The sequence below is a fragment of the Rhodopirellula sp. SH410 genome (genome assembly GCF_055811895.1).
This window is the reverse complement of record NZ_CM147949.1, coordinates 580,271-593,727: the sequence shown is the minus strand read 5'-3', so window position 1 is coordinate 593,727 and position 13,457 is coordinate 580,271. Positions and strand designations below refer to the sequence as shown.

Sequence of the window (13,457 nt, the reverse complement as noted above, 5' to 3'; positions counted from 1 at the left end):
GGACAAAGATCCCATCCTACGGCGTGAGCGACTTGCCTGGGACACTCACTGCTTTGGGACGCTGTACATTTTTGGCCAATCCGCACATTTCCAAGAATCGGATCACCCCCCAAGACATGTCGAACTCGTACCAGCGATGACCGTGACGGGCGGCGCGTGGGGCGGCGTGGTGGTTGTTGTGCCAACCTTCGCCGTGGCTGATCAATGCGACCAGCCAATTGTTGGTACTGTGATCGCGGGTTTCGTAGTTGCGATACCCAAAAACATGGCCGAGCGAATTGACCGACCATGTGCCGTGTAGCACAAAGACGGTGCGAACGGCCACGGCCCATACGGCCCAGCTCAGGTAATACCGCCCGGCTTCGGACCAGTTCCCGCCGCTGACGATCAAACCGACCAGACCGCCGATCAGAGATACGATGATCGCATGGGCGATAAAGACGAAGAACCAGCCGTCCTTGCGTTCGAGCTTCAGATAGAACGGGTCACGCAATAGATCGCGAACATAACGTTCGTAGCGACTCGTCCGATCGAGGTCGCGGTGGCGACAAACGACCCAGCCCATGTGCCCCCACAACAGGCTGGCCAGCGGCGAGTGGGGATCGGGCTGGTGATCCGAGTGCTGGTGGTGCATGCGGTGAATCGCTACCCAGCGAGCGGGGCTGTCCTGCATATTGCACATCCCGAGCATTGCGAAGGTGTGCTCGAGCCACTGTGGGCACGTGAACCCGCGGTGGGTCAGCAAGCGATGGTAGCCGATCGTGATGCCCATCATGCCGAAGATAAAGTGCCCCGCGATGGCCGCGATCAAGCCCGACCAGGTGAACAAATAACTGAAAAACGGCGGCAGAAACGCGAGCAGAGCCACCACATGGACAATCGTCAGCACGATCACGTATTTCCACATGATCTGCAGCGGCTCGGTGGCCTCCGGACGAGGCAACCGCTGCGGATCGTGTCCGGCGAGCGTCCCTTCGTCCTTGTAGAGCAGTTCGTCGCCCATCGGATCGTATTGAGCAGCGGCCTGGTCGCCAACCGAGCTGCCAGGCGGCACCGATTTTGCACTCGGACGGGACTCAGTTGACGTTAAATCAGTAGTCGACATCAGCGGCGTCTCAAACGCGGGTAGACGAGATAAAAATGGCAGGTTTCAACGAGCATCGGTTGTTTCCGCGGCTCTTGCCATCCCAATCTAGTCATCGGCAGCGACGAGGTCGACTCGAATTCAATCTCCAAATGGGCGGAACGCCCACCCAATGGCCATCAGAGGGGTCTGCGACTCCCATCTGAAAATCGGTAGCTACGCTCGCCGGAGCGTGGTTTTCCGCCGTCTGGCGACGGCAGCTACCATTTCTCCCGCCGTCTGGCGACGGCAGCTACAGTGCTTCACGATTTTCCGATTGGTCCTAGCTCATCCAAGTCGGCAACTCGCCCGCGGCGGGCAGTTCGATCAGTTTGGCCTGCTCGATCGCGTCGATTGCCATCAACTCCGCCATGACCGATTCGGGGATGTCGCCGTCGACACTCAGTACGCCGATAGCCTGTCCGCCGGGCGCATTGCCCTCGCGACCGACCGCCATCTGGGCGATATTAATGCCGTTTTTGCCGAACACGGTGCCGACGTTACCAATGATGCCGGGCACATCTTTGTGTGCGAAGACGAACAATCGCCCGTCCAAGAACGATTCGAGCCGGTATCCATCGAGCAGGATCAGCCGCGGCATGCCATGGCCGAGCACGGCTGCTCCCGCACTGACGGTTTTCCCACCGCCGGACACTTCGGCGACAATGCTGCTGGTGAACGCACTTTGGTCGCCGTTATGCTCGATGCTGAGTTCGATGCCACGTTCCTTCAGCAGCATCTCGGAATTGATCACGTTGACCTCCTCGACGACTCGCTCAAGCATCCCGGCGCAGAACGCGTTGGTGAGCACGCGGGTGTCTTTGCCAGCGACGTCGCCACGATAGATCAAACGGATCTGATCGATACCACCGCCGTGCCACTGATGGACGAGCAAGCCGAGACGGTGGGCGATATTGAGATAGCTGCGCAACTCGCTGAGCGTCTTCGGATCGAGCGAGGCAACGTTAACACTATGCCGGATCTCGCCGGTTTGCAGGTAATTGATCAGCAGATGGATACCTTCGACAGCGACCTGCGTCTGGGCTTCCTCCGTGCTCGCCCCCAGGTGCGGTGTGCAGCAGGTGCCGGGCATCTTGAACAGCGGGCTGTCCGTGCAGGGTTCGGTTTCGTAGACATCCAGGGCCACGCCGCCGATCTGGCCGCTTTTGAGTCCCGCGACCAGTGCCGCCTCGTCATAGATACCGCCGCGAGCGACGTTGACAACCCGCAGCCCCGGTTTGACTTTATCGAGTTGCGCCATCCCGATCAGCCCCTTGGTCTCCGGGGTCAGCGGCGTGTGCACGGTCAGGTAGTCGATTTGCGGTAGCATTTCGTCAACCGTCTCAACGCGTTCGACGTTGAGCCCCTCGGCTTGATCGGCAGTCAAAAAGGGATCGAAGGCGATCACTTTCATGTCAAACGCCCGCGCTCGGGCAGCGACTTCGCGTCCGATCCGTCCCATGCCGACGATGCCGAGTGTTTTGCCGGCGAGTTGGGTGCCCATGTACGCTTTGCGATCCCAGCGGCCCTCCACCAAACTTTGATGGGCGGGGGCAATATTGCGGCTCAGCGCGAGCATCATCGCAAAGGTGTGCTCGGCGGTTGAAACCGTGTTGCCCGCAGGCGTGTTCATGACCACGATCCCGCGACGTGTCGCGGCGGCCTTGTCGATATTGTCCGTACCAACACCCGCCCGCACCAACGCCCGCATACGCGTGTTGCCTTCGAGCGATTCAGGCGTGATCTTCACACCGCTGCGCAAGATCGCGCCATCGAACTCGTTCAGCGATGTGCGTAATTCTTCGCCCTTGAGTTTCGTGCGGACTTCGTACTCGATACCCGGAGTGGCTTCGAGCAGGTCAATTCCTTCTTGGGCGATGTCGTCGAGGACTAGAATGCGGTACATGGGGTTTCTAAGTGGGGAGTTGGGAGTGGGGTGGATGGCTTAGCGACAGCGAATGAAGACACCGAGTAGCAACGTTCGCCAAAACGGGGATGCCACGCTCTGGCGAGCGTAGCATCCCTTGATTCGACGCGTTTTCGTCACACGAATTGCTCAGCCGTTGGCGGCGGCAAAATCGGTCATGTAATGGGCCAGCGTGTCGACGCCTTCACGCGGCATCGCGTTGTAGATGCTCGCCCGGATGCCACCGACGCTGCGGTGGCCCTTGAGTGCCGCCAGACGATGTTCCGATGCCCCGGCAATGAACTTCGCCGTCAAATCGTCCGAAGGCAAATTGAAGGTGACGTTCATCAGCGAGCGACACTGGGGCTGCGCGTGGCCGCGATAAAAACCATTGCTGTTATCAATGATTTGGTACAGCGAATCCGATTTTTCGCGATTGATTTTTTCCATCGCAGCCAAACCACCGATGTCATCACGCAGCCACCGGGCGACCTTGCCGAGCACGTAGATCGCGAACGTGGGCGGCGTGTTCCATTCCGAATCGTTCTCGTCATGGTTCTTGTAGTGCAGGTAGCCAGGAATATTGGGGTCCGCACGCTCGATCAAATCTTTTCGCATCACGACCACGGTCACGCCCGCCGGTCCCGCGTTCTTTTGCGCACAAGCGTACAGCAGGCCGTATTTGTCGATCGGTAGCGGGCGGCACAGAAAATCGCTCGATGCGTCGCTGACCAAGGGGACCGATTCGGGACAGGCAGGTTCACTAGCGAACTGGACGCCTTGGATGGTCTCGTTGCTGCAGTAATACAGATAGGCCGCGTCGTCGCTCACCGTATAGTCGCCCGCAGCCGGCAGGCGGTCGTAGTTCGCTTCTTTGGCGTCGTAGATGGCCACGGCGTCGCCCTCTTTCCGGGCTTCAACGATCGCCTTCTTGCCCCACGATCCCGTTAACAAGTATTCGGCCCGTTTGCCGCTGCCGCGGAGCAAATTGGCTGCGATCGCGGAGAACTGCAGCGTCGCTCCACCCTGCATGAACATCACGCTGTAGTCATCACTGATGCCCAACAGGCTGCGCAGGGTGTCTTGCGCGTCGTGCAGAATGTCAACGAAAAACTTGTCGCGATGGCTGATTTCCAACAGCGAAGCCCCCGCGCCCGGCAAACACATCATCTCATCTTGCACCTCACGGAGCACCGACTCCGGCAACGCAGCCGGTCCGGCAGAGAAGTTGAATAGGCGGTCAGAGGCAGTGGCGGCGGAGGGAGCCGAAGCGGTCATGCGAAAAACTCTTTAGGGAAAGAGTGATGTGGGAAAGTAGGGAGCCGGTCATGAAAACCAGGAAATTGCCTGGGCCCGTGTCCGATCGGTTTGGATTCTATGCTTCGCATCCAATCTGTGAAAGCCAACGGATCTTGACGCTAACCTCCCTTACCCATCTTTTCTCGCAAATCTCCGATTCCAACCTCCATTGACGTTGATTACCTGGCCGGTAACGAACCCGGCTTCGGGACTGGTGAGGTAGGCGACCGCCGCGGCCACGTCACGGGCGCTGCCCCACCGATTCATCAGCGCCTGGGTGGTCGCACGCTCATTCCAATACTCGCTCGTCGACTCCCCCCAAGCCGTTTGGATCCAGCCGGGGGCGACGCAATTGACACGGACCCGCGGCGCAAGGGTCTGGGCGAGACTCTTGGCAAACGCCATCACGGCCGCTTTGACGGGACCAAACATCATTCCCGCATCACCCTCCATCCCCTCAGAGGCCTGGTCCCAGCCAATGAAAACCATCGAGGGCGTGGCCAATCCATGCTCGCTCTTGCTGAGCGTGTCTCGGTCCGCCATCGCGGGGCCAATAATGCGTGATATCGCTGCCGTACCGCACACATCCACGTCGAGCAGCCACCGCAGCTTTTGGTCAAAGGACCACGACGCCGGCTCCCCGGTCAAAACGTCAGCGCCGGCGTTGTTCACCCACGTGTCAATTGGCCCGACGCTCTCGAGCGCGTCGTAGGCGAATCGCTCGGCCGCGGCAATCTCACTCAAATCAGCAGCAATGATTTCGCACGCAATCCCCAGACGTTGGATTTGGTCTGCGGTCGCCTCGGCGCCGTCTCGATTGCGACGGTAGTGGACGAGCATCCGCGTCACCGCCTGCGATTCTCGTCGGGCCGCGTCTTGCGCCAATCCAATCGCAATCTCGCGACCGATCCCGCTACTAGCCCCGGTGACGACGATGCCTGCCATGAAAACGCTTTGCTAGGGTGCTTGTCCCATTTTCGTGAGCCGACCACTCACTCGATGCGGGGAAATCACCCACATGAGACCGTCGAATAAAATCCACTTCGGCGGGCATCATAACGCATACTGCAATCGGGGGTCATCCAGACCGAGGCGTTTCATTTTTTTGTAGAGCGTCGTGCGATTGATCTCTAGCTCATCGGCCGTTGCGGCGCGGTTCCACCCATGCCGGCGGAGCGATTGGAGAATGATTTCACGCTCGGGGAACTCCAATGCCTCTCGCAGACTTCGCCCGCTCGCGGTCAGCGCCGCGCCGTTCCAGCGAGACGTAAGCGAATGGCTGGCGACCAAGTTGTTGGGATGCGGAGTGCCAGGCGACGCTGATCGCTGAAAGCCAATCTCGTGGTCCGGCCGATGGGTCGGACCCAATAGCTCGGGCGGCAAATCGTGGATCCCCAGCACCCGTTCACTGCTCAACAAGACGGCTCGCTCGACGACATTTTCGAGTTGCCGGATGTTGCCGGGCCAGTGATAGGCTTGCATCGCGGCGAGCGCCTCGCGATCAAAACCTTCGACATCGCGCGAAGCAGTCAGGGCGGCTTCACGGATAAAATGCTCTACCAACAACGGGATGTCGCCGGGGCGTTCGCGTAGTGGCGGCAGGGCAATATTGATCACATTGATGCGATAATACAAATCTTGCCGGAATGAACCGTTCGCGACACTACTCTCGAGATCTTGATTGGTTGCCAAGATCACTCGCGTGTCACTTTGACGCGTTTCCATCCCACCGAGCGGCTCAAACTGAAACTCCTGCAGCACACGGAGCAATTTGACCTGCATGGCGGGCGTCGCCGTGCCGATCTCATCCAAGAACAACGTGCCATGGTCGGCCATCTCAAACTTGCCCATGCGATCGGTCGCTGCCCCTGTGTAGGCGCCCGCCACGTGACCAAACAATTCACTCTCGAGCAATGTGTCCGGCAACGCGCCACAGGCGACCTCGACAAAGGGGCCACCGCGACGTGAACTGCGTTGATGAATCGCCCGCGCAATCATGCTCTTGCCCGTGCCGTTCTCGCCCGTGATCAATATCGACGCCTGGGTGTCGGCGACACTGTCGATGACGTCAAAGATCTTCATCATCCGGTAATCGTGACTGAGGATGCTCTCGAGCCCGCGGCGACGATCGAGTTGTTTGCGTAGCGACTCGTTTTCTTGCTCCACATGGTGATGCTTGATCGCCCGGTCGATCGCCAGCAGCAACTCGTCATCCGACATCGGTTTGGTCAACAGATCAAACGCTCCCGCACGCACGGCCTCGACCGCCGTATGCGGGCCCGCGTAACCGGTCATCACCAGGATCGCCACCGACGGGTGATGCTTGGCCGCGAAGCGGATCAGATCGAAGCCGTCTTCGTCAGCGATTCGCAAATCGGTGATGAGTACGTCGAATGCTCGCTCGGCAAGTCGCTGACGAGCATTCCCAAGATCATTCGCAACTTCGATTAAAAAACCTTGTTCGGCCAACCAATCGCCAAGCGACTGAGCCAGATGAACGTCGTCGTCGACGAGCAGAATGTGGGTGCGAGTGGTCATGCGGTGTTTCCTGGGCATCGTGATGCATGGATGGCTACCTAATTACTTAGGTCAGAAAACCGGCATAGTCAAAAAAGTCACCGCATGTTGCAGAAAAACAACACCCGTAGCTTGGGACCATTGTCCCGAGCGAGACAAAAGCACCTGTCCCGAGCGAGATAAAAGCACCATTGTCCCGAGCGAGACAAAAACACCTTAAAAAAGACTCCTCCAACCGAACCGCACTCCGATCTCACTATCTACGACAATCGCTGGCATGCGATGTTTTTCAGTGCAGAACCAGACTGGTGGATGCTGAAGCAACGCGGTGGCATCCATATATTTGCTTTGTCCTGAGTGAACCGATATCCTGAATGCGACGGGAGAGGCGGGAGTGGGCTCTGAGGGGACGCAGGCCTACCGAGGGATATCGCGGGCGAGGGTACGCCCAGTGTGTTTCTCGTCGGACAGCAAGCCGCACCTGCCATCAGTCCTTTTTGAATCAAAGTTAGAACCACTTGGATGCCTACGTGTCCCCTCACGCAAAAAGTACGCTTCGGTCGGATGAGCCCGAGAGGAGCTCGGACGGGACAATGGTCCCATCCTACGCGGCACCATGACTTTCAATCTTGAGCCACCTGCCAACTTTCGCGGGTTGGATGCCACTCGTTCCATTCGGTGCTACCATCGGCATCTCCCCCATTGGCGTCAGGATGGCGCAACCTATTTTGTAACGTTCAATCTCGCCGACGCAGTGCCCGCGAACAAGCAACGTGAGTTGGCATCGATGCGCCGTGAGTGGGAGCACCGGTTTCCGCCACCCCGAAACGAGGAAACTTGGTTGGCCTATGCGAAAGCTTCTTTCAAACGATACGAAAGGATCGTCGATGGCGGATTTGGGCAGTGTTGGTTTCAGCGGGAAGAGTACTCTGGCGAACTCCACCGAAGCCTGCTTCATCGGAATCACACGCACTATGATTTGGGATGCTTCGTGATCATGGCAAATCACTGCCATCTCGTCCTGCGACCATTTGAGAACATTGATTTAGAAGTTGCAATTGGAGCAATCAAGCGAGTGACAGCTCGATACGTCAACACAGAAGAACGCCGGACTGGCCTACTGTGGCAGCAAGAATGCTACGACAGCATAATTCGTGATGACGAACATCTTTGGCGCGTGGTGCAGTACATCGGTCGAAATCCTCGCAAAGCAAAAATCCCAGAGAAGCAATGGCATCGTTGGGTCAGTCCCTCCTGGCAAAAGGTGGGCTGGGATTTCTTTGATGAGCTTTCGTCGTAGCTTGGGACCATTGTCCCGAGCGTCACCTAGAATCCTGGAAAAGAGGAGCTCGGACGGGACAATGGTCCCATCCTACGTCCTCAGTACAGCGAGTACTCGATGGTGGATTCGAACGCGGCTTCGTAGTGTTCGATGCGGACGGGTGTCGGTTGGTCGGTTGGCCACCAGACCGCGACGACGTCGAATCGGCAGGCCGTACCGACCAGCTTTTTTCGTTTGAGATACCGCAGCGCCGCCCGACTGATCCTCGCTTGTTTGTTTTCGTCGACACGATCGGCGGGGTGGCCGGGTTTGCGTGTTGCCAGTGTTTTGACTTCCACAAACACCATGATCCGGCGGCGGACGTCCATGGCAATTAAATCCATTTCGCCCGCCCGGTCCGATTCGCTCTCCGCGATCACCCTCAGTCCCTTGCGGCGCAGCACGACCGCAGCGACCTGTTCGCCGCGCTTGCCCAGTTTTGCCTTGGGATCAAAAGTTCCGTATCGCCAGTCCGCGTATCGCTGTGCGATTGCTGCGGGCGAGAGTAGCGAACGCAGATGCCGGGACCATGGCGTGTTCATTGCTGCAACGCGTAGAGGATCACGCCCGCGATGATTTTGGCCGCATCGGCGGTCGCGTACCCCGGGCACTGGATCGAGTTCTGGCTCTCCAACGCACAACTTAAATCGAGCGGTGAGAAGAACACGGTATCGACACCGTTGACCTGCATCGCTTCCATCACCGGCGAGCCCGATCGCCGCGACACCTTAACCGATTTCCCCCCGCTGGACGTCTGGCTGGGAATGCGAATCTCAACGTTGGTAAGATCAAAGCCGCCGAATCGGGTGGTCCAGGCGGGATGGTCGCTCGGCATCGGTTCGAGCTTTTGAGCCGGCACGAGCGCGGCCAGTTCACGGCGGAGCGAAGCGGCGAAGGCTTCGTTGCCACAGATCGGAGCGGCCAAGAGAATGCCTTCGCGATCGATGTAGTTTTTCAGTGCCTGTCGCGATATCGCATCCAACTCGAACTCGGTTTGGCCCGTCAAGTAAAGCACTCCGACCCGGGCGAGCGACTGGTCCGTGAGCGCAATGGGTTTATCAACCGCAATGACTTCGACAGCAATCTTTTCGCGAATGATCGTGGCGGCGTGAGGCAGGGCTCGATTGACTTGTTCTTCGCCCGCACCCATTGCTCCAGCGGCAATGGGTATCGCGCCACGGGTCGGAAGAGGTGCGTCGTCGGCGAGGACCGACATCGAGTTGTCGAGTTTATCTTTGAGTTCGCGGCCGGTTGCATACGCCAGAATATTCTCGCCGAGCGTGATGCCGGCCACCACGCCCGCATGAATGCGGGGCGGTAAATCGGCACCGCGCAGCAGGGGCCCACCGTGCGACCACCGACAGGCCAGCGAACGCGGTGAGTAGAAGACCGGTGTCCGGCAACAGGCACCGACGCCGTAAACCCAGTAGTTCTTAGCAATCGCTACCGGATCCGCGGGAGCTTCGGCGAACCACACCGGATGCGTCAGTGGCAGTCTCTCCAACTTCGATTGTGGGTACCATTCATTGCACAGAGACGTCACGCTCTGCTCGAACGCCTTGCCGTCGCCGCAACCGTCACCGGCCAACGCGTCGAAAAGAATCGTGCCGCCTTGATCGAGATAGGCTTTGAGGTGGCTTCGCAAATCGGCATCAAAGTCGAGTGATCGATTGCCGGTGATCATGAGCACGGGCGATTTCAACAAATCCGCGGCCGTTGCCTGTTCCGAACCAATGGTTTGCCACGTCAGCTCTCGCGACCAATCTCGCTCGACGTGCCGCACCAGCGAGTGCAGGGCGCCGGCGAGTGGCAGTGAGGAGGACTCAGAATCCTGCCCACCCCGACCCGCAGGGCCGCTCTGGGCCGCCACCGTTTCAGTGCGGAGCGAGGGATGGTCGAGTCTCGCAATGACGACTTGACGCTTTCCCTTCGCCAAAAACAACAGCGCAAACGAAGTCGACACCTCACGATTGGACTCGACCACTCCCCCCCCCTGCCAGAAACCCTGGAATTTGTCCTGCAGAGAAACCAATCGCTCGGCCCCTTCCCGGTACCAATCGCGATTGCCGATCAAGCGGCGACCGGACAGGCGGCCGATCCGTTCGACCGCGTAGAGGTAATAGAAATAACTCAACATTTCGCCCCCGGGATTGGCGCCCACCGTGAAGATTTCACTGAGATACTCCATCCCGCGGTCGACGGCTTCGTCGCTCGTATCACCACCACAGCAATTCAGCTGCGCCGCGGCGGCCTCATCGAGATCGCTGAGACTGCTACCACAGATGATCAGTGACCCAATGCCGGCGCAGGTCATCGAACCACTCGGACGCAGCCCCGAGCCATAGGACCAGCCACCTCCTGGGAATTGCATTTTTCGCCAGTAGGCGGCGGAGGCTTCAAAGACTTTCCGAGGCACCTCGATCCCTCGCTCGACCGCAGCGCCCAGAGCCAACACCGCGAACTGCGAATTCGATTGATCACCATACCCGCGAGTCCTCGAATAACCCCACGCGCCAGCGTTCCGAGCATCGGCAGGTTTTTGTATTTCGGTCAGCCACTGGACATTGCGTCGGATGCGAGGCACGTCCTCGAGAGCGCCGACCGTGCAAAAAACGATCGTCTGCAGGGACGCAGAATAGGTATCTTTCGGCGGAAACGTGCGTAAATACTCCATCGCACGAATCAGATCAGGATCCTGACGCGAAACGCCCGCATTGATCCACGCCAACGTGCACAGCGCGGTCAAGCCGCAGTTGTAGTCACCATATTCCCGCCACCCCCCACGCTGGTTCTGTGATTTCCTCAGATAGTCGATCCCTCGATCAATCGATCGTTGTACCGAGATCGCGTCGATATCCGCACGGGCGGGCAGCGGGGCGGCGAGCGAAAGGACGCAGGTGAGTGCGAGAACCCATAACTTCACTCTCCCCCTGGGAGGGTGAAGAATGCGGGCGGATCTTTCGAGTTCTCGCGGTAGCGGCAACGCCGGGCAGATTGAGCCACCGCGGGATGGTTTGAATACGTTGAATTTCATCGGATACCGATTTTGATTTTCCTTGGCAACGCCTAGACTGATATCGTTGAGTTGATCCCCTTCGTCCCTGCCGCCCTATCCACGCGCCGAGTTCTCGATGACAGATTCGTCTTCGCCCACCCCACCGCCCGTGGTCAAGCCAACTGGCCCTCTCCAATCTTCTGGCAATCCGCCAGTCTCCTCGAAAACGCCCGAGGCTGCAAATCCACCCGCGGCCGGGAAAGCCCGCAACCTCGCTGACGTGCTCCGTGAATTTGCCGAGTACCAGCAGAAGATGCGTGACGAACTTGGCAAAGTCATCATTGGCCAGACCGACACCATCGAACAATTACTGGCGGCCATCTTCACCCGCGGCCACTGCCTGCTCGAAGGCGTCCCGGGACTGGCCAAAACACTGATGGTCAGTACCCTCGCTGACATCCTCGACGTGTCCTTCAAACGGGTCCAGTTCACTCCCGACCTGATGCCGTCTGACATCACGGGAACCCAGGTGATGGAGGAGTCCGACTCGGGGCGGCGCAGCTTCCGATTCGTCGAAGGCCCGATCTTCACCAATATCCTGCTCGCTGACGAAATCAACCGCACACCGCCCAAAACACAGGCGGCGCTGCTCGAAGCCATGCAGGAACGCCAGGTCTCCGTGGGCCGGGAAACCCACACTCTGCCCGATCCCTTCTTCACGATCGCGACCCAGAACCCCGTCGAGCAAGAAGGCACCTATCCACTGCCCGAAGCTCAGTTGGATCGGTTCATGTTCAACATCAAGATTGATTATCCCTCGGCAGACGAGGAAGAACGCATCCTGACGGCGACCACGCGCGGCGAAACACCGACGGTCAACAAAGTTTTGTCGGGACGTGCGATCCTGACGTGTCAGAAACTCGTCGCCAGCATCGCGGCGGGTCCGCTCGTGATCCGCTATGCCTCGCGACTGGTCCGGGCGACGCGGCCGAGCGACGCCTCGGCACCAGAATATGTCCGTGAACTCGTTGACTGGGGTGCCGGTCCCCGCGCGGGCCAAAATCTCATCGCGGGCGCTAAAGCGATCGCCGCCATGAACGGCCGGTTCAACGTCGAACCCGGCGATATCCATCGCGTGGCCCTGCCCGTGCTGCGGCACCGCATCGCGACCAATTTCCAAGCCCAAGCCGAGGGCATGGACACCGACGCGATCGTCAAGAGACTGCTCGAAGACGTCGAGATCCCCGAACCCGCCAAAATGGCGAAAGAAACCCCTCGCAAGTAGGCAGCGTCAATCTCCTGGTTCCGGCCAAGCGAAATTTCCGACAGAATACGGGCGAAGCTCGAAGCCGTTCCCGTTTTGCTGTCGTCGCTTCGCGACTTCATGCAGGCTGGTTTCCCAAAACCCCCGGACTGACGTCCGGGGCTACTTCCTGCCGTCGCTTCGCGACTCAAACCACTCTCACTCTCGACTCTCTCCCTTTCTCTGAACTCCCCCCGGATCCGCTGTATGGAAATTTGGCCCGCGATCGATTTACGTCATGGCAAACCCGTACGGCTGCGTCAGGGCGACTATGACCAACAGACCACGTTCGGTGACGATCCGGTGGAGTTCGCTCAAAAGTGGCAGGCAGCGGGGGCGCGGCGACTGCACCTGGTCGATCTCGATGCCGCCCGCGGAGACGATCCCACGGCCAATCGCACGGCGGTCCAACGGATCGTCGAGGCCACGGGACTGCCCTGTCAAATGGGCGGCGGAGTCCGCGATCAAGAAACCATCGAGGCGCTGATCGAGGCAGGCGTCGCTCGACTCGTCGTGGGCTCGCGAGCACTCAAAGATCCCCAGTGGTTCACCCAGATGTGCGACCTGTTTCCGGGCAAGCTCGCCGCCGGGATCGATGCCCGCAATGGACTGGTGGCCACCCAAGGTTGGCTGGAGACGAGCGAAGTCACGGCGATCGAGCTAGCGAAATCGCTGCGTGAACAGACCGCCAACATCGCAGCAATCATCTATACCGATATCGCCAAAGACGGGATGATGCAGGGCCCCAATTTTGAAGGGCTGGCCGAGATGGCTGCCGCCACCGACATCCCACTGGTGGCCAGCGGCGGGGTCACGACCTACGAAGATGTCGAGAAACTCGTGGCGATGAAGATGCCCGCAGCGATCATCGGCCGCTCACTCTACGACGGTGTCATGGACCTGCAGCGAGTGCTGCAAATCGCTCAGTAGCAGCGCCTCGCCGTGACGCTCAACGGACCCATGAAACCGGAGCTCGCTACCAAAATACTGGGG

The 13,457-nt window shown here is 59.1% G+C and carries 10 protein-coding genes; 3 read left to right on the top strand and 7 right to left on the bottom strand.

All coding sequences use genetic code 11. The features are described 5' to 3' along the window. Positions 1-16: 16 nt before the first annotated feature. The 5 genes from SH410x_RS02410 to SH410x_RS02390 form a co-directional block, all read right to left on the bottom strand. Positions 17-1,003 carry an acyl-CoA desaturase gene (locus SH410x_RS02410; protein WP_473677230.1) on the bottom strand — a complete coding sequence of 329 codons (987 nt, stop codon included), beginning with the start codon at positions 1,001-1,003 and terminating at the stop codon, positions 17-19. Positions 1,004-1,406: 403 nt separating this feature from the next. Continuing rightward, positions 1,407-3,029 (bottom strand): phosphoglycerate dehydrogenase, encoded by a 1,623-nt coding sequence (gene serA / locus SH410x_RS02405; RefSeq protein WP_473674269.1) that lies wholly within the window; start codon positions 3,027-3,029, stop codon positions 1,407-1,409. A gap of 150 nt (positions 3,030-3,179) precedes the next feature. Next, positions 3,180-4,307, bottom strand: a complete 1,128-nt coding sequence (serC, locus tag SH410x_RS02400) for a 3-phosphoserine/phosphohydroxythreonine transaminase (RefSeq protein WP_473674267.1) — start codon at positions 4,305-4,307, stop codon at positions 3,180-3,182. Between the two features lie 150 nt (positions 4,308-4,457). Further along, positions 4,458-5,273 (bottom strand): SDR family NAD(P)-dependent oxidoreductase, encoded by an 816-nt coding sequence (locus tag SH410x_RS02395; protein ID WP_473674265.1) that lies wholly within the window; start codon positions 5,271-5,273, stop codon positions 4,458-4,460. 108 nt (positions 5,274-5,381) lie between these two features. After that, positions 5,382-6,866, bottom strand: a complete 1,485-nt coding sequence (locus SH410x_RS02390) for a sigma-54-dependent transcriptional regulator (protein WP_473674263.1) — start codon at positions 6,864-6,866, stop codon at positions 5,382-5,384. Between the two features lie 595 nt (positions 6,867-7,461). Between SH410x_RS02390 and SH410x_RS02385 the strand changes: the two genes are divergently transcribed. Next, complete coding sequence (locus tag SH410x_RS02385) at positions 7,462-8,145, top strand: transposase (protein ID WP_473674261.1); 684 nt, start codon at positions 7,462-7,464, stop codon at positions 8,143-8,145. Positions 8,146-8,225: 80 nt separating this feature from the next. On the opposite strand, the gene SH410x_RS02380 is transcribed toward SH410x_RS02385, so the two are convergent. After that, positions 8,226-8,708 (bottom strand): YraN family protein, encoded by a 483-nt coding sequence (locus SH410x_RS02380; protein WP_473674260.1) that lies wholly within the window; start codon positions 8,706-8,708, stop codon positions 8,226-8,228. Next, positions 8,705-11,200 (bottom strand): DUF4159 domain-containing protein, encoded by a 2,496-nt coding sequence (locus tag SH410x_RS02375; protein WP_473674258.1) that lies wholly within the window; start codon positions 11,198-11,200, stop codon positions 8,705-8,707. Before SH410x_RS02375 ends, SH410x_RS02380 begins: the two co-directional genes overlap by 4 nt. Before the next feature lie 241 nt (positions 11,201-11,441). On the opposite strand from SH410x_RS02375, the gene SH410x_RS02370 reads away from it, so the two are divergent. Continuing rightward, on the top strand, positions 11,442-12,446 hold the full coding sequence (locus SH410x_RS02370; RefSeq protein ID WP_473677229.1) for an AAA family ATPase: 1,005 nt from the start codon (positions 11,442-11,444) through the stop codon (positions 12,444-12,446). Between the two features lie 225 nt (positions 12,447-12,671). Then, positions 12,672-13,394, top strand: coding sequence for a 1-(5-phosphoribosyl)-5-[(5-phosphoribosylamino)methylideneamino]imidazole-4-carboxamide isomerase (hisA, locus tag SH410x_RS02365; RefSeq protein ID WP_473674257.1), 723 nt, complete (start codon positions 12,672-12,674; stop codon positions 13,392-13,394). Positions 13,395-13,457: the final 63 nt, after the last annotated feature.

Coding starts and splice junctions, on each gene's coding strand:
- SH410x_RS02410 (WP_473677230.1), bottom strand. CDS start 1,003: ATGGGCGACGAACTGCTCTACAAGGACGAAGGGACGCTCGCCGGACAC.
- serA (WP_473674269.1), bottom strand. CDS start 3,029: ATGTACCGCATTCTAGTCCTCGACGACATCGCCCAAGAAGGAATTGAC.
- serC (WP_473674267.1), bottom strand. CDS start 4,307: ATGACCGCTTCGGCTCCCTCCGCCGCCACTGCCTCTGACCGCCTATTC.
- SH410x_RS02395 (WP_473674265.1), bottom strand. CDS start 5,273: ATGGCAGGCATCGTCGTCACCGGGGCTAGTAGCGGGATCGGTCGCGAG.
- SH410x_RS02390 (WP_473674263.1), bottom strand. CDS start 6,866: ATGACCACTCGCACCCACATTCTGCTCGTCGACGACGACGTTCATCTG.
- SH410x_RS02385 (WP_473674261.1), top strand. CDS start 7,462: ATGACTTTCAATCTTGAGCCACCTGCCAACTTTCGCGGGTTGGATGCC.
- SH410x_RS02380 (WP_473674260.1), bottom strand. CDS start 8,708: ATGAACACGCCATGGTCCCGGCATCTGCGTTCGCTACTCTCGCCCGCA.
- SH410x_RS02375 (WP_473674258.1), bottom strand. CDS start 11,200: ATGAAATTCAACGTATTCAAACCATCCCGCGGTGGCTCAATCTGCCCG.
- hisA (WP_473674257.1), top strand. CDS start 12,672: ATGGAAATTTGGCCCGCGATCGATTTACGTCATGGCAAACCCGTACGG.